The organism is Symbiopectobacterium sp. (assembly GCF_047692315.1).
In the GTDB taxonomy this organism is placed as follows: domain Bacteria; phylum Pseudomonadota; class Gammaproteobacteria; order Enterobacterales; family Enterobacteriaceae; genus Symbiopectobacterium.
Genome location: NZ_JBLLJS010000012.1, coordinates 360,620 through 377,741, shown reverse-complemented (window position 1 = coordinate 377,741; position 17,122 = coordinate 360,620). Strand labels below are relative to the sequence as shown.

The window sequence follows — 17,122 nt, the reverse complement described above, 5'->3', positions numbered from 1 at the left end:
TATGGTGCTAAGAAGTCACTATCGTCTCGGTATTGATGTGGGTGGGACTCACACCGATGCTGCCATTCTGGATGGCGAACTGCGCTGTGTGGCCAGCGCGAAATCTCCGACCAGCGAGGATGTGTATAGCGGTATCTTGTCAGCAATTGCACAGGTATCCGTTATGCTATGCTCGGCACCACTCAGTGCACCAACGCTGTGGTATCACGTCACAGGTTGAACCGCGTAGGCTTGCTGCGGCTTAGCTTGCCGAGCCGCGATAGCGTCCCTCCCTTGTGGGGATGGGACGCAGCATGGCGAGCGATTGTGGGAGAGCATCGCTATCAGTTGCACGGCGGTTATGAGATTGATGGACGAGAGATTCATTCTCTTATCTACGAGGAGGTGATCGCTGCCTGCGAAAAGATGCATGGGCAGGTAGACTGCATCGCAATTTGTGGTGTGTTTGCACCAATCAATGCGAGTCAGGAGCAACAGGTAGCTCGGTGGGTCAGTGAGGCGCTGCCCGGTGTCGTGTTATCGTTGTCGCACCGTATTGGCAACATAGGGCTGTTGGAACGCGAAAATGCTACTGTCCTTAATGCAGCACTGCATACTACAGCGGATCGCTTCGTTAATGGCTTTATTGATGCATTAGGGCACCACGGTATCTCGGCCATGCCTTATTTTAGCCAAAATGACGGAACGCTACTGTCGATGGAGGCTGCTAAACTCTATCCCATCCTGACCATGGCCTGTGGACCAACCAATTCTCTTCGCGGTGCGTGTCGCTTGTCGGGGCTGAAAGAAGCGCTGGTGATTGACGTGGGCGGTACCACGACCGATATCGGGGTCTTGACCAATGGTTTTCCGCGAGAGTCCTCCCTCGCGGTGAATATCGGTGGCGTACGTACGCATTTTCGAATGCCGGATATTCTCTCCATCCAACTTGTACTCTTCACCCATGGCGACCCACTTATGCTTGCCCAGTTCATGGTAGGGCAGCATTTCGATTTTCTCGATGTTGGTCATGTCTTTGGTGAAATCTCCCAGCAGGTGCGCAGAGGCATCATCGTCTGACCAACCGGGCACGACCACGTAGCGGATCCAGGTGCGTTGGTTACGTTTGGCCAGGTAGCGCGCAAACTCCAGCGTGCGATGGTTAGAAACACCCACCAGATTTTGATGGATGCTGTCGTCCATTTGTTTTAAATCCAGCATCACCAGATCGGTAACATCTAAAGTTCATCAATCACCGGGTCGTAACGACGTACGAAACCGTTGGTGTCGAGGCAAGTATTGATTCCTTCTGCCTTGCAGGCCCGGAACCAGTCGCGCACAAACTCAGCCTGAAGGATGGCTTCGTCGCCCGATGCCGTGACACCCCCGGATGCATTCATAAAGTGGCGATAGGCCACTACTTCTTTCATCAACTCTTCAACTGTGATCTCTTTACCGCCGTGTGTATCCCAGGTATCGCGGTTATGGCAATACAGGCAACGCATCAGGTATCCCTGGAAGAAGACGATAAAACGGATGCCGGGACCATCGACGGTTCCGCAGGATTCAAATGAGTGAATGCGACCGATTACTGACATTGCAAGGGGTTCTCCAAATGTGGCCGATCAATAGCAGCCGGTGTTAACACGAACAGGGAAACGCAACGGTGTGTCATCGCTATGTAAGACGTGTAATAAACGAATGGCATACCGTATCGCCAATGTCGTGTTGAATCTGTTTTGCCAGCCCGCCACGGTGGAAGGAGCAGGCTGGCAAAACAGGTTATGAGGGCGGGGTGAGAAAAAGGCCCCACCAGTGTGGAGCCTTTATTTTACGACTTTTCAAACCATTACATTGACTGAGTGAAAGTACGGGTAATAACGTCTTGCTGCTGTTCTTTGGTCAGCGAGTTGAAACGTACGGAGTAACCAGAAACACGGATGGTCAACTGCGGATATTTTTCCGGGTGTTCCATCGTATCCAACAGCATTTCACGGTTCATCACGTTCAGGTGTTGACCACCTTCGATGCTGGATTCGTGGTGGAAGTAACCGTCCATCAGACCTGCAGGTTGGTCTTACGCACGCCATCATCTTTACCCAATGCATTAGGCACGATGGAGAAGGTGTAAGAGATACCGTCTTTCGCGTAAGCGAACGGCAGTTTAGCAACAGACGTCAGAGAGGCAACAGCACCTTTCTAGTCACGGCCGTGCATCGGGTTAGCACCCGGTCCGAACGGTGCGCCAGCGCGACGGCCATCCGGTGTGTTACCGGTTTTCTTACCATATACCACGTTAGAAGTGATGGTCAGAACAGACTGAGTCGGAGTAGCACCACGGTAAGTAGTCAGTTTCTGAATTTTCTTCATGAAACGTTCTACCAGATCACATGCCAGGTCATCAACGAGCGGGTCGTTGTTACCGAACTGCGGGTATTCGCCTTCGATGTCGAAGTCAATAGCCAAGCCGTCTTCGTCACGAATCGGTTTCACTTTCGCGTATTTGATAGCAGACAGGGAGTCAGCGGCAACGGACAGACCGGCGATACCACAAGCCATGGTACGGAATACGTCACGATCGTGTAGCGCCATCAGCGAAGCTTCGTAGCTGTATTTGTTGTACATGTAGTGGATGATGTTCAATGCAGTGACATACTGCTTGGCCAGCCAATCCATGAAGTGGTCCATACGGTCCAGCACCACGTCAAAGTCTAGCACATCGCCTTTGATCGGTTCAGATTTCGGTCCGACCTGCATCTTCAGTTTTTCATCCACGCCGCCGTTGATGGCATACAGCATGGTTTTCGCCAGGTTGGCACGCGCACCGAAGAACTGCATTTGTTTACCAACAACCATCGGGCTTACGCAACAAGCGGTAGCGTAGTCATCGCTGTTGAGGTCCGGACGCATCAGATCGTCATTCTCGTATTGCAGAGAAGAGGTGTCGATGGACACTTTGGCTGCGAACTTCTTGAAGTTCAGCGGCAGTTTTTCAGACCACAGGATAGTGATGTTCGGTTCCGGAGACGGCCCCATGGTGTACAGAGTGTTCAGGAAACGGAAGCTGTTTTTGGTAATGTACGACCGTCCAGGCCCATACCTGCCAAGGATTCAGTTGCCCAGATCGGGTCACCGGAGAACAGTTCATCGTATTCAGGCGTACGCAGGAAGCGCACCATACGCAGTTTCATCACCAGGTGGTCGATCAGTTCCTGAGCATCTTGCTCAGTGATTTTACCGGCTTTCAGGTCACGTTCAATGAAGATATCCAGGAAGCTGGATACACGACCGAAGGACATGGCAGCACCGTTCTGAGATTTCACCGCAGCCAGGTAGCCGAAGTAAGTCCATTGAACAGCTTCTTTTGCGTTGGTAGCCGGACCAGAGATATCGCAGCCGTATTTGGCAGCCATTTCTTTGATCTGAGCCAGCGCGTGGTGCTGGCCGGCAATTTCTTCACGCAGACGGATAGTCGCTTCCATGTCTTCGCCGTTTTCCAGTTTGGTTTGCAGAGAAGTGAACTGAGCAAACTTGTCTTTCATCAGGTAGTCGATACCGTACAGCGCAACGCGACGGTAGTCACCGATGATACGGCCACGGCCGTAGGCATCCGGCAGACCGGTCAGTACGCCAGATTTACGGCAGTGCAGGATATCCGGGGTGTAAACATCGAATACGCCCTGGTTGTGGGTTTTGCGGTATTTGGTGAAGATTTTTTTCAGTTGCGGGTCAGTTCACGGCCATAAACCTTACAGGAACCTTCAACCATTTTGATGCCGCCAAACGGAATCAGCGCACGTTTCAACGGCGCGTCAGTTTGCAGACCAACGATTTGTTCCAGGCTCTGGTCGATTGATGGTGGCTGCAACGTTAGTATCGAAGTCAACCGGCGCGTGAGTGCGGTTTTCCTGTTTGATACCTTCCATAACAGCATCCCACAGCTTGGTGGTTGCCGGAGTAGCGCCAGCCAGGAAGGACTCGTCACCTTCATACGGTGCGTAGTTCTTCTGAATGAAGTCACGTACGTTGACGCCATTCTGCCATTCACCTGCGCTGAAACCTTCCCACGCATTAGCCAATTTTTCATTCAGTTCGGTCATATTACACCTACCTTTGGTTTGGAATTCATAACCCGATTTGCAGTTGGCGACAGATTAATGTTTGTCGCCACCGCGCAAATAAATTACCCAATATGTTAACCCTACCAGAAAACCACCGCCGACGATGTTGCCGAGCGTGACAGGAATCAGGTTGTCGACCACAAAATTGTGGGGGGTAAGGTGCTCAAATTGGGACGGCGCTTTGCCAATGGCTTCCCAAAATTCGGGTGCTGCGAAATTCTTGATAACAATCCCCATAGGGATCATAAACATATTAGCAATACTGTGCTCAAAGCCGCTGGCAACGAACATGCCGACCGGCAGGATCATCGCAAACATTTTGTCTGTCAGTGTCCGGCTCGAGTAGCTCATCCATACAGCCAGGTAAACCATCAGGTTGGCCAGCACCCCGAGGCAAAACGCTTCAACAAAAGTGTGTTCCATTTTGTGCTCAGCGGTTTGCAGTACGTTCAACCCCCATGCACCGTTGGCGACCATGTGCTCACCAGCAAACCAGATCAGGGCGACAAAAAACAGTGCGCCAAACAGGTTGCCAACATAGACGTTACACCAGTTGCAGGCCAGTTGTTTCCAAGTGATACGGCCGCTTGCTTTGGCAATCACCGTGAGTACCGTTGAGGTAAACAGGTCAGCGCCGCAGACAACAACCAGCATCAGGCCGAGTGAGAAGCAGATCCCACCAATCAGTTTAGCCATACCGTAAGGCATGGACGCGGAACCGGTTGTGGCTGTGATATAAAAAACGAAGGCGATCGAAATAAAGACACCAGCGGTAATCGCTAAAAAAAACGTGGTCAGGGGTTGTTTCGTAGCTTTATAGACACCAGCATCTTCGGCGACTTTCGCCATGGCTGCCGGTAGTAAAAGTGTAAAGGGGTTGTCAGCTTTCACACTAACGTTCTCCAAGATTTATCCGCGAGAGAATACTAACAAAGCAGTATAAAGCAAAATTTGACTTGGATCATATCGTGAAAATTTAGTGGGGTAAAACCTTCAGTGAAAACCCCTTAAATTCAAATTAACTTATTGAATATAATAAATAAAAAATATTTTAAAAATTATAAAAAATAGTTGAGTGTAGGGGGTAGAATACGGTGAAAAAGAGTTAAATGAAATACGTTTTTGTATCATTTCGGTGTTATGAGTTGCTGCAAATTAATTAAAAATTTACACATTGATAACAATAAGGACATTATTCTTCATTTTTTGAGAAATGCCGAATTATTCGAATTACACAGGCATAAGATAATGGGATGGCTAAATCCACCGTAACGCTGAGAAAATGATCGAAAAAGTGGGGTGGTGCACTTAAGGCGTGGAGTCGGAGTCTCCCCGGCATAAACCGGGGAGAGCGAGCTAGGTGGTGATTTAGCCCCAGAAACGACGCTTCGCGGCTTGCAGTTTTTCGTATGCCGCTAGCAGCGACTGGTGTGCGGGCAACGTGGAGAAAGTGTCATCGACGTCAAACAGCCCGTAGAAGCTCTGCTCACCGACAATAGCCGCACTCGCTGCTTCGACGGTGTCACTGCCGTACATTTTCACAAACGCATCGTAATACTGCGATGGCTCACGCTCTTCGTCCAATGCCAGCTTCAACAGCGTCTGCAAACAGCGGTAGTAGTTGCTGCGCGACGGGCTGAAGACGGAGCCGTTGAAGTCCTGCGTCCATTCGGCCCAGATCAATGCCTGCTCCAAATCGCCGCCTGCCAGTGCCAGCATGGCTTTCAATTCGCCAATGCGCAGCGTGAACCAGCCGTTATCCTTACCGGTTGCCAACCCCAGTAATTCGCGCACACGGGTGAAATCATCAAAACCTTCGTCATCCAACTGAGCGATCAGATCAAGATACGCTTGTTTCTCCCACTGATTGCCGGGCAGAGAGAGAATAGTCTCGCGCAAATGAACGCCCATGTTGTTGTTTGCCAGCAGCAGATCGTCTGCCGGATAAATATCAGACATCCTTGGCACGATAATGCGGCAGGCATAAACTGACAGGTGCTCGTAATCGGCGATATACACCTCTTTGTTCTCTTTGTGGAAAATCGCCATCAAGGTGGCAAATTCCTGCTCGGTGCTGCCTTTAAAGCTCCAGTCGACAAAGGGATAATCCGCATCGGTTTTAAACAAATCCCAGGAGATCAAACCGCTGGAGTCGATAAAGTGGGTTTCCAGATTGGCATGATCGGCCACGTCGTCATTGTCAAAACTCGGCGGGGTAAATACGTCGAGATCTTTCAATCCACGCCCTTGCAGCAGTTCGGTTACGGTACGTTCCAGCGCCACGCCGAAGTCAGGGTGCGCGCCGAAAGAGGCGAAACAGGTGCCGTTGCTGGGGTTAAACAACACCACGCAAATGACCGGATAGTTGCCGCCCAGAGAGGCATCGTAGGCAAGGATCGGGAAGCCCTCTTTTTCAAGCGTTGCGATGGCTTCAACCACGCCAGGGTAACGTTGCAGTACGCTATCCGGGACGGTTGGCAGGCTGATGGCTTCAGCAATAATACGGTTTTTGATATGGCGTTCGAACACTTCAGACAACCCCTGTACACGTGCTTCATTGGCCGTGTTGCCGGCGGACATGTAGAGGTTGCCGATGCCGATAATGTTCATCGGGATGTAGACGGTAGCGTCATCGGATTGCCGAGTAAAGGGCAGGGCGCAGATGCCGCGTTCCGCGTTACCGGATTGCAGATCCACCAGCATGCTGGCGCTCAATTCGTTGTCAGGATCGTAAAACGCACGCAGGTGAGCATCCAGAATCCCCTGCGGCAAGCTGTCGTCGTCGGGCTGTGGGAACCACTGCTCGTTCGGGTAATGTACGAAGTCGCCGTTGGCGATCGACTTACCCAGATAATAGTCGGCAAAAAAATAGTTAGTGGAAAGACGCTCAAAGTATTCGCCTAACGCTGAGGCGAGGGCTGCTTTTTTACTTGCGCCTTTGCCGTTGGTAAAACACAGCGGGCAATCTTTGTCGCGAATATGCACGGACCAGACGTTAGGCACCGGGTTTAGCCAAGAGGCTTCTTCGATGTTGAACCCCAGGTCACGGAGTTGTTGTTGAAAACGGGCGATGGAGTCTTCCAGGGCGGCGTCTTTGCCTGGGATGAACGTTTGGCTCATGATTGTCACTTTTCTCTTTTATGGAATGTGCATCTCTCTTTTATGGAATGTGCATCATACGGACTTTTCACCGACAACTCCACGTTGTCATCGTGCGGGTTTTATCAGGGAAAGCGTAATAAGCATTGCAGCGGGAGGGAGCCAGTGATAAAAACAAATGATGACGGTTGCTGCAAAAACGAGATGGCTACAGCAAAAAGCCAGGACGGTTGTTGCAAAAAATCATAATAGTCGCTGTAAAACAGACAAAACGTTAAAAATAGTCGTACTAAATACGTGGTGAAGGGAAATGACACAAGTTTTCAATTTTAGCGCCGGTCCAGCCATGCTGCCGGTTGAAGTGTTGCGTCGTGCCGAGCAAGAGCTGTGTAACTGGCGTGGTCTGGGGACTTCTGTAATGGAGATCAGCCACCGCAGTAAAGAATTCATGCAGGTGGCGGCGGAAGCCGAACAGGATCTGCGCGATCTGTTAAAGATCCCCTCCAACTATAAAGTGCTGTTTTGCCAGGGTGGCGCGCGCGCGCAGTTCGCCGCGGTGCCATTGAACCTGTTGGGCGACAACAACAAAGCTGACTATATCGACGGCGGCTACTGGGCACACAGTGCGATCAACGAAGCGGAAAAATATTGCAAACCGAACGTCATCGACGTGAAAACCCGCGTTGACGGTTTGCGCGCGGCCAAGCCAATGCGTGAATGGGCGCTGTCTGACGATGCGGCGTTTGTGCACTACTGCCCGAACGAAACCATTGACGGTTTGGCCATCGAAGAAACGCCTGATTTTGGCGACAAAATTGTGGTGGCTGACTTCTCCTCCAGCATCCTTTCTTGCCCGATCGATGTCAGCCGTTTTGGCGTGATTTACGCCGGTGCACAGAAAAACATTGGCCCGGCAGGGCTGACGTTGGTAATTGTGCGTGATGATCTGCTGGGCAAATCCCGCAGCGTACTGCCTTCCGTGCTGGATTATAAAATCCTGGCAGACAACGATTCCATGTACAACACACCGCCGACCTTCGCCTGGTACCTTTCCGGTATGGTGTTCAAATGGCTGAAAGAGCACGGCGGCCTGGTAGAGATGGAAAAACGCAATCGTGAGAAAGCGGATCACCTCTACGGAGCCATCGACAGCAGCGATTTCTATCGTAACGACGTGCTGGCCGCTAACCGTTCACGCATGAATGTTCCGTTCCTGCTGGGCGACGATGCGCTGGACAAACTGTTCCTGGAAGAGTCCAAAGCTGCCGGGCTGCATGCGCTGAAAGGCCACCGCGTCGTGGGTGGCATGCGTGCATCTCTGTACAACGCCATGCCGCTGGAAGGCGTGCAAGCCCTGACCGCCTTTATGGCTGATTTTGAGCGTCGCCACGGTTGATGCAACGGCGATTGACGCCGTAGTCTGACTGCGGCGTTGACAGTGTGCTGTTGGTATTATCGTTGCCGCTGCGCGGGTAGTGGCAACCCGTTTCCAGTAAACCCCGGTTTGCACCGGGGTTTCTTATGTTGATGACCGGAGTTGAGTGTTACATGCAGGAATCCCTTACCCTACAACCTATTTCCTTGATTGACGGTGTGATTAACCTTCCCGGTTCGAAAAGCGTTTCCAACCGCGCTTTGCTGCTGGCCGCATTGGCAACGGGAACGACGCGTTTGAAAAACCTGCTTGATAGTGATGACGTGCGACACATGTTGGACGCGTTACAGGCGTTGGGTGTGCAATACCAGCTTTCGCCCAGCCGTACCGAGTGTGATATCACCGGGATTGGTGGCCCGTTCACCGCAACGCAGCCATTGGAGCTGTTTCTCGGCAATGCGGGCACCGCGATGCGCCCGCTGGCGGCCGCGCTGTGTCTGACGCAGGGGGATATCGTGCTGACCGGCGAGCCGCGCATGAAAGAGCGCCCGATCGGTCATTTGGTTGATGCATTGCGCCAAGGTGGCGCGACCATTGATTACCTCGAGCAGACCAACTATCCACCCTTGCGCCTGCACGGAGGTTTTCAGGGTGGCGAGATCGCCGTGGATGGCAGCGTGTCCAGCCAGTTCCTGACCGCGTTGCTGATGACGGCACCGTTGGCGCATAAAGACACCCGCATCAGTATCAAAGGCGAGCTAGTGTCCAAACCTTACATCGACATCACGCTGCGCATGATGAAAGATTTCGGCGTGGACGTACGCAACGAAAATTATCAGCACTTCAGCGTACAGGCTAACCAGCAGTACCGCGCGCCGGGAGAGTACCTGGTAGAAGGTGATGCATCTTCAGCTTCCTACTTCCTGGCTGCCGCTGCGATCAAGGGCGGTACGGTGAGCGTCACTGGCGTGGGGCGTAACAGCGTACAGGGTGATATTCGCTTCGCCGATGTGCTGGAGAAAATGGGCGCGATTATCCGCTGGGGTGATGATTACATCGAGTGTCAGCGCGGTGAGCTACATGCCATTGATATGGATATGAATCATATTCCGGATGCGGCCATGACCATTGCCACCGCAGCGCTGTTTGCCCAGGGCGGCACCACGACGCTGCGCAATATCTATAACTGGCGCGCGAAAGAGACCGATCGTCTTGCAGCGATGGCGACAGAGCTGCGTAAAGTCGGTGCCACGGTGGAAGAGGGTAATGACTACATTCGTATTACGCCTGCGGCACAGTTACGCTTTGCCGAGATTGGTACCTACAACGATCACCGTATGGCGATGTGTTTCTCACTGGTCGCGTTATCTGACACACCGGTTACCATTCTCGATCCCAAGTGTACGGCAAAAACTTTCCCGGACTATTTTCAGCAGTTGGCGCGTTTGAGCCACAGTTGATAAATCCCTCGTAGTGGTTTTTTTCTGTAGGGCGGGCATGTGCCCGCCCTCTGTTTTTGCAAGGCATCTGCTGAAATTTTCTCGTTACCAGGGTGTTAGGTTAACGGTTTTGCTCGTTGACGCGTATAATGAGGCACCGTAAGTCGTAACAGACCTCACGGTTGACCCGAGTAATAGGAGAAAGAGATGGCGGTAACGGCACCGGTAATAACGGTTGATGGGCCGAGTGGCGCAGGCAAGGGAACGCTGTGCAAGGCATTGGCAGAAACATTGCAGTGGAATTTGCTGGATTCTGGCGCAATCTATCGCGTGCTCGCCTTGGCTGCCTTGCATCATCAGGTTAATATCGGTTCGGAAGAAGCATTAGTGCCGCTGGCTTCGCACCTTGATGTGCGCTTCGTTGCTGAAGAAGGGCAACTGAAAGTGATTCTGGAAGGTGAGGATGTCAGCAACGAAATTCGCAATGAGACCGTGGGCAATACCGCCTCACGGGCAGCGGCTTTCCCGCGCGTTCGAGAAGCCTTGCTGCGCCGTCAGCGCGCGTTTCGCGAGGCGCCGGGCCTGGTCGCTGATGGCCGGGATATGGGGACGGTGGTGTTTCCGGATGCGCCAGTGAAGATTTTTCTGGATGCCAGTGCGGAAGAACGCGCACAACGACGCATGCTACAGTTGCAGGAAAAAGGCTTTAATGTTAACTTTGAACGTCTTTTATCCGAGATAAAAGAACGTGATGCGCGCGATCGCAATCGCTCGGTAGCGCCGTTAGTTCCTGCCGCGGATGCGCTGGTGCTGGATTCGACGGATATGTCTATTGACGACGTTATTGCGAAAGCACTGGCGTATGCACGTGAAATCCTTGCTCAATCACAGGGTTGATTGTTGATTGTTGATTGTTGATTGAGGAAAGGTATAGAATTGATTTTTTTAACCTTGTTGCAAGGATAACAGCAGGGCATGTGAAACAACCCCATCAAGCAGGATGCCAGATGGACGTTAAATTGAAACCCTTAAGATTAACAACATGACTGAATCTTTTGCCCAACTCTTTGAAGAATCGCTGAAAGAAATCGAAACTCGTCCGGGTTCCATCGTTCGCGGCGTTGTCGTTGCTATTGATAAAGATGTCGTACTGGTTGACGCCGGTCTGAAATCTGAATCTGCCATTCCGGTAGAGCAATTCAAAAATGCACAAGGCGAACTCGAAATCCAGGTGGGTGACGAAATTGACGTTGCCCTGGACGCGGTAGAAGACGGTTTCGGCGAGACGCTGCTGTCCCGCGAGAAAGCGAAACGCCACGAAGCCTGGCTGATGCTGGAAAAAGCTTACGAAGAAGCTGCGACCGTTACCGGTGTTATCAACGGTAAAGTGAAAGGCGGTTTCACCGTTGAACTGAACGGCATCCGTGCGTTCCTGCCGGGTTCTCTGGTTGACGTTCGTCCGGTTCGCGACACGCTGCACCTGGAAGGCAAAGAGCTTGAGTTTAAAGTGATCAAGCTGGATCAGAAACGCAACAACGTTGTGGTTTCCCGCCGTGCCGTTATCGAATCCGAAAACAGCGCTGAGCGCGATCAACTGCTGGAAAACCTGCAAGAAGGCATGGAAGTTAAAGGTATCGTTAAGAACCTCACTGACTACGGTGCATTCGTTGACCTGGGTGGCGTTGATGGTCTGCTGCATATCACTGATATGGCGTGGAAACGCGTTAAACATCCGAGCGAAATCGTCAATGTTGGCGATGAGATCACGGTGAAAGTGCTGAAGTTCGACCGCGAGCGTACTCGTGTGTCCCTGGGCCTGAAACAGCTGGGCGAAGATCCGTGGGTTGCTATCGCTAAGCGCTACCCGGAAAACACCCGTCTGACCGGTCGTGTGACCAACCTGACTGATTATGGCTGCTTCGTAGAAATCGAAGAAGGCGTAGAAGGTCTGGTACACGTATCCGAAATGGATTGGACCAACAAAAACATCCATCCGTCCAAAGTGGTTAACGTGGGCGACGTGGTTGAAGTTATGGTTCTGGATATCGATGAAGAACGTCGTCGTATCTCCCTGGGCCTGAAACAATGCAAATCTAACCCGTGGCAGCAGTTCGCTGAAACCCACAACAAGGGTGAACGCGTTGAAGGTAAGATCAAGTCTATCACTGACTTCGGTATCTTCATCGGTCTGGATGGTGGCATCGATGGTCTGGTGCACCTGTCCGACATCTCTTGGAACGTGGCTGGCGAAGAAGCCGTTCGCGAATACAAGAAAGGTGACGAAATCGCCGCTGTTGTGTTGCAGGTTGACGCAGAGCGCGAGCGCATCTCCCTGGGCGTTAAGCAACTGGCCGAAGACCCGTTCAATAACTATCTGTCACTGAAAAAAAAAGGTGCGATCGTAACGGGTAAAGTCACTGCAGTTGACGCGAAAGGTGCTACAGTTGAATTAGCAGATGGCGTTGAAGGTTACCTGCGCGCTTCTGAAGCTTCTCGTGACCGCGTAGAAGATGCTACGCTGGTTCTGAACGTGGGTGATGAAGTTGAAGCGAAATACACCGGTGTAGATCGCAAAAACCGCGTAGTAAGCCTGTCTGTACGTGCGAAAGACGCTATCGCTTCCGTAAACAACAAGCAGGAAGAAGGTAACTTCTCCAGCGCAATGGCTGAAGCATTCAAAGCAGCTAAAGGCGAGTAATAGGGTGGAGTGAGCCGGTCATACGGCTGGCTCACTCTGTTACGGTAGTAAGTCAATCGTGGCTATCCAATATTGATATAACCACGCACTTGGAGGAATTATGACCAAGTCTGAACTGATCGAAAGACTTGCTGGACAGCAATCTCATATCCCGGCCAAGGTGGTTGAGGATGCAGTGAAAGAGATGCTCGAGCAGATGGCGGCAACGCTGGCTGATGGCGATCGTATTGAGATCCGAGGGTTCGGCAGTTTTTCACTTCACTACCGTGCACCGCGCGTTGGGCGTAATCCGAAAACGGGTGAGAAGGTGGAACTGGAAGGTAAATATGTTCCCCATTTCAAACCGGGTAAGGAACTGCGCGATCGTGCAAATATTTATGGCTGATATGCCGAGATAATTTGCGCGGAAGACCGTGGTATTACTTGCAGTAGACTGTAATGTATGGATTTTCTAAAAGGCACCTGTTAACAGGTGCCTTTTTTATTGCCACTAAACCCAACTATCTTGCAATCGTTATCGATATTGCGAGGTTTCCGTCAAAAGCGCAAAGCTTCGATAAACCGTCTTGTAACGCCAATCGATAACCTTATTAAGCATATGTCTACTTGATAAGGAAGTATCATGTCGAAAAATATATCGATTCGTACAGGGTTATTAGCATTGCTTGGGGTAATGGCGGTGCTGCTGCTGGTTAGCGCCACAGGTATCATTGCCATCAATAAAAGCTACGATGCACTTCAGGTGATAAATCGTATTCAGGGCGTGGAGTTGGGCAACCTGGCAAGCAGTAATACCAATATGCAGCGTGTGCGCGTTGCAGCCTCTTTCGCTATTCGTGCATTGGAAACTCAACAGTGGGATGAAGCCATGGCAGCGGCTGGCCGTTCTGGACAGTATGCCATCGCAGCCAAAGAAGATTTGGACCGATTTTTCGCCGCAACCAAAGGCACCGGGCAGGGTGAGGTACTGGCTCAGGACATTGCTCAAGCCTACAAAAGTTATTACGAAAACGGCATTCTGCCGATGCTGGATGCATTAAAAAGCCGCGACATCGAGCGTTATTATCAATACCAGGTCACCCAGCTCAAGCAACTGAGGACGGTGTTTGATAAAGCTAACAAAACCTATTTTGACTATGAGCAACAGGCTGGGCTCAATCAGCTTACGCAGGCCTCTGAAGGACGGATGCATATGCTGTGGCTCATTGGTGCGTGCTGTGCCGCCGTGGTGGCACTGATTGTGATCTCATGGTTGATGCTGCGCGCTCTGCTGCTCAAGCCGCTTACCAGTGCCATCAGCCATCTGGAGTTTGTGGCAGGGGGAGATTTAACCCAAACGTTGCCAGCGTCAGCGAGGAATGAGCTGGGACGGTTAAACAGCGCGTTGCACGACATGCAGCGGTCGTTATCTGATTCCGTGGTGCGCGTGCGGGAAGCCAGCGAACAGATAGATGTAGGCAGCCGCGAACTGGCGCAAGGCAGTGAAGATTTGTCACGCCGCACCGAAGAGTCTGCTGCTTCGTTGCAGGAAACGGCGGCCAGTATGGAGCAACTAACGGCTACGGTGCGGAACAACGCGGACAATGCTCGTCAAGGGCATGCTCTAGCTGAAGATGTGGCGGAAACGGCGCAGCAGGGTAACAAAGTGGTGCAGGAAGTGATGGCGAAGATGCAGGAGATTGCGACCAGTGCCAACAGTATTGGCAACATTCTTGGGGTGATTGATGGTATTGCCTTCCAGACCAACATATTGGCGTTGAATGCCGCCGTGGAAGCGGCGCGCGCCGGAGAGCAAGGGAGCGGGTTTGCGGTGGTCGCCAACGAAGTGAGAACACTGGCACAACGCAGTGCGCAAGCCTCAAAAGAGATTCATGCCTTGATTGTGGATTCCAATGCGCGTATCAGCGAAGGCTCGCGCCTGACAACCCAGGCCAGTGAAACCATGTCCGCGATCTCCACGCAGATCGTTAACGTCAATGCATTGATGAAGGAAATCGCACAGGCATCCCAGGAGCAGAGTCACGGTATTGATCAGGTGAATATTGCGGTCACGCAGATGGAAGTGGTCGCGCAGCAAAATGCATCACTGGTCGAGGAGGCGACGATGGCAACCCGTTCGCTGGAAGATCAGTCAAGACAACTGATTCTGGCAATGGATACCTTTAAAGTTCGGCGTACACAACCGCTGCCGGGCACAGCATTGGCGTCATCGGCGCTGCTGGCGCACGCTTCATTGTAGTGACGTTAGCGCGTGAAAGATGGAAATTCCGGGTTAGGCCGGAATTTCCTGTGTGGCAATGTGGCTATTTGGTATGACGCGTTTTCAGACGAGCAATGATGGTTGCCAGATCCAAATCCTGATCTTGCAACAACACCAGCAAGTGGTACATCAGGTCAGCGGCTTCGTTCGTCAATTCTTCCGTATCATGCACCGTAGCGGCGAGCGCCGTCTCGAGCCCTTCTTCTCCAACTTTTTGTGCAATACGTTTGGTACCGCTGGCATACAGTTTTGCCGTATAAGAGCTGGCCGGATCCGCCTGTTTGCGACCTGCCAACAATTGCTCAAGCTGATGCAAGAACAGCCACTCGTGCTGTGCGGGTGAGAAACAGCTGCTGGTGCCCTGATGGCAGGTGGGGCCAATGGGATTCGCCAACACCAGCAGGCTGTCGTTGTCGCAGTCCGGCGTGATGCTCACTACGTTAAGGAAGTGGCCGGAAGATTCCCCTTTGGTCCACAACCGCTGTTTGGTCCGAGAAAAAAAGTGACCTTACCGCTCTGCTCAGTGACATCCAGCGCCTCCTGATTCATGTAACCCAGCATCAACACTTCGCCGGATACCGCATGTTGCACAATGGCTGGGATCATCCCGCTGGTCTTTTCCCAATCGAGTTGGGCTTTCTGTTGTTGGCTTAACACGCTCTGATCTCCACACCTTGTTGCTTAAGGTATTGCTTTAATTCGCCAATGTTTATGATTTTCTTATGGAATACCGAGGCGGCCAGCGTGCCGTCAACCTGAGCCTGCTCAAACGCATCCAAGAAATGCTCAGGCGTACCGGCGCCACCGGAGGCGATCAACGGAACATGGCAGCGTTCACGCACCAATTTTAGCTGTTCCAGATCGTAACCGTTACGCACGCCATCCTGATTCATCATATTGAGCACAATTTCACCGGCGCCGCGCTGTTGCACTTCCTGTACCCAATCCAGCGTTTCCCATTGTGTGACTCGGGTGCGGCTTTCATCGCCGGTGTACTGATTGACATGATAACGCCCGGTAGTGCTGTCGTACCAGGTATCGATCCCCACCACAATGCATTGTACGCCATAGCGATCGGCCAGGCGGGTGATCAAGGTAGGATCGGCCAGGGCCGGAGAGTTAATCGAAATTTTATCGGCACCGAATGAAAGGATTTGTCCGGCGTCTTCGACACTTTTGATGCCACCGGCCACGCAGAAGGGAATATCAATCACTTCTGCCGTGCGTGATACCCAGCTTTTATCCACTACGCGACCGTCAGAGGAGGAGGTGATATCGTAAAAGACCAATTCGTCTGCGCCTTCCTGGGTATAACGCTGCGCCAACGGGACGATATCATCGATGATTTCGTGGTTGCGAAACTGCACCCCTTTCACCACCTGGCCGTTACGTACGTCGAGACAGGGAATTATCCGTTTTGCCAGCATGTGATAGCCTCCGTTACGTTAAATTTTCCTTCCAGCAGCGCACGGCCTACGATAACGCCTTGCACGCCACTGCCGCGCAGGTTAGCAATATCTTGCAATCCATCAATGCCGCCGGAGGCCTGAAAGGAGACCTGTGGATAGCGTTGGCATACCGCGCGATAAAGTTCAACGTTGGAGCCGCTGAGGGTTCCATCACGGGAAATATCGGTACACAGTACGTGTTTAAGACCGACCGGCAAATACTGCTCAATAACACTTTCCAGCGTGGCACCGGAGTTTTCTTGCCAGCCGCTGACGGCAACCTGCTTCACGCCCTGCGCATCGATGCGCACATCCAGCGCCAATACCAGCGCATCGGCACCGTAACGGCTGAACCATTTCTGCACCAATTCAGGCTGTTTTACTGCGGTGGAGCCAATCACCACACGGCTTGCGCCCGCTTCCAGCAACGCAACGACATCCTGTTCGGAACGAATGCCGCCGCCGACTTGTACCGGAACGCTGACGCCAGCCAGCAGGGTTTTTAACAACGGGATCTGTCGTGCCGACGGATCTTTAGCGCCGGTTAAATCCACCAGATGCAGCACTTCAGCGCCCTGTTGCTGATAGGCTTGCATGCGCGGCAGGGGATCGCTGCCATACTGGCGTTGCTGACCGTAGTCGCCCTGATGAAGACGAACCACCTGTCCGTCGATAAGATCGAGTGCGGGGATAATCATGCTGA

At 52.1% G+C, this 17,122-nt stretch carries 10 protein-coding genes and 4 pseudogenes; 7 read left to right on the top strand and 7 right to left on the bottom strand.

The window, feature by feature from the left end; genetic code table 11:
• Position 1: 1 nt before the first annotated feature.
• Positions 2-861 (top strand): annotated as a pseudogene (locus ACMZI0_RS06075) (hydantoinase/oxoprolinase N-terminal domain-containing protein); the annotation flags it as partial.
• Positions 862-918: 57 nt separating this feature from the next.
• Here ACMZI0_RS06075 and pflA read toward each other — a convergent pair.
• From pflA to ycaO, 4 genes and pseudogenes are all read right to left on the bottom strand, one after another.
• Positions 919-1,577 (bottom strand): annotated as a pseudogene (gene pflA / locus ACMZI0_RS06070) (pyruvate formate lyase 1-activating protein); the annotation flags it as partial.
• Positions 1,578-1,828: 251 nt separating this feature from the next.
• Positions 1,829-4,079: pseudogene (gene pflB, locus ACMZI0_RS06065) on the bottom strand (formate C-acetyltransferase).
• A gap of 54 nt (positions 4,080-4,133) precedes the next feature.
• Positions 4,134-4,991 carry a formate transporter FocA gene (gene focA, locus ACMZI0_RS06060; RefSeq protein WP_415672361.1) on the bottom strand — a complete coding sequence of 286 codons (858 nt, stop codon included), beginning with the start codon at positions 4,989-4,991 and terminating at the stop codon, positions 4,134-4,136.
• Between the two features lie 477 nt (positions 4,992-5,468).
• Positions 5,469-7,220 carry a 30S ribosomal protein S12 methylthiotransferase accessory factor YcaO gene (gene ycaO / locus ACMZI0_RS06055; RefSeq protein WP_415672282.1) on the bottom strand — a complete coding sequence of 584 codons (1,752 nt, stop codon included), beginning with the start codon at positions 7,218-7,220 and terminating at the stop codon, positions 5,469-5,471.
• Between the two features lie 289 nt (positions 7,221-7,509).
• Between ycaO and serC the strand changes: the two genes are divergently transcribed.
• From serC to ACMZI0_RS06025, 6 genes are all read left to right on the top strand, one after another.
• Entirely contained in the window at positions 7,510-8,595 is a 1,086-nt protein-coding gene (gene serC, locus ACMZI0_RS06050; protein ID WP_415672281.1) for a 3-phosphoserine/phosphohydroxythreonine transaminase, read from the top strand.
• Positions 8,596-8,747: 152 nt separating this feature from the next.
• Positions 8,748-10,034, top strand: coding sequence for a 3-phosphoshikimate 1-carboxyvinyltransferase (gene aroA, locus ACMZI0_RS06045; RefSeq protein ID WP_415672280.1), 1,287 nt, complete (start codon positions 8,748-8,750; stop codon positions 10,032-10,034).
• Positions 10,035-10,220: 186 nt separating this feature from the next.
• Entirely contained in the window at positions 10,221-10,910 is a 690-nt protein-coding gene (gene cmk / locus ACMZI0_RS06040; RefSeq protein WP_415672279.1) for a (d)CMP kinase, read from the top strand.
• Between the two features lie 145 nt (positions 10,911-11,055).
• Positions 11,056-12,711 (top strand): 30S ribosomal protein S1, encoded by a 1,656-nt coding sequence (gene rpsA / locus ACMZI0_RS06035; RefSeq protein WP_415672278.1) that lies wholly within the window; start codon positions 11,056-11,058, stop codon positions 12,709-12,711.
• A gap of 100 nt (positions 12,712-12,811) precedes the next feature.
• Positions 12,812-13,096 (top strand): integration host factor subunit beta, encoded by a 285-nt coding sequence (ihfB, locus tag ACMZI0_RS06030; protein WP_195312909.1) that lies wholly within the window; start codon positions 12,812-12,814, stop codon positions 13,094-13,096.
• A gap of 237 nt (positions 13,097-13,333) precedes the next feature.
• Positions 13,334-14,950, top strand: a complete 1,617-nt coding sequence (locus tag ACMZI0_RS06025) for a methyl-accepting chemotaxis protein (RefSeq protein ID WP_415672277.1) — start codon at positions 13,334-13,336, stop codon at positions 14,948-14,950.
• Positions 14,951-15,014: 64 nt separating this feature from the next.
• Here the strand turns inward: ACMZI0_RS06025 and hisIE are convergent.
• The 3 genes and pseudogenes from hisIE to hisA form a co-directional block, all read right to left on the bottom strand.
• Positions 15,015-15,628: pseudogene (gene hisIE / locus ACMZI0_RS06020) on the bottom strand (bifunctional phosphoribosyl-AMP cyclohydrolase/phosphoribosyl-ATP diphosphatase HisIE).
• Entirely contained in the window at positions 15,622-16,398 is a 777-nt protein-coding gene (gene hisF, locus ACMZI0_RS06015; protein WP_415672276.1) for an imidazole glycerol phosphate synthase subunit HisF, read from the bottom strand. The pseudogene hisIE and the gene hisF overlap by 7 nt, the downstream one beginning before the upstream one ends.
• Positions 16,380-17,117, bottom strand: coding sequence for a 1-(5-phosphoribosyl)-5-[(5-phosphoribosylamino)methylideneamino]imidazole-4-carboxamide isomerase (hisA, locus tag ACMZI0_RS06010; RefSeq protein WP_415672275.1), 738 nt, complete (start codon positions 17,115-17,117; stop codon positions 16,380-16,382). Before hisA ends, hisF begins: the two co-directional genes overlap by 19 nt.
• Positions 17,118-17,122 lie beyond the last annotated feature (5 nt).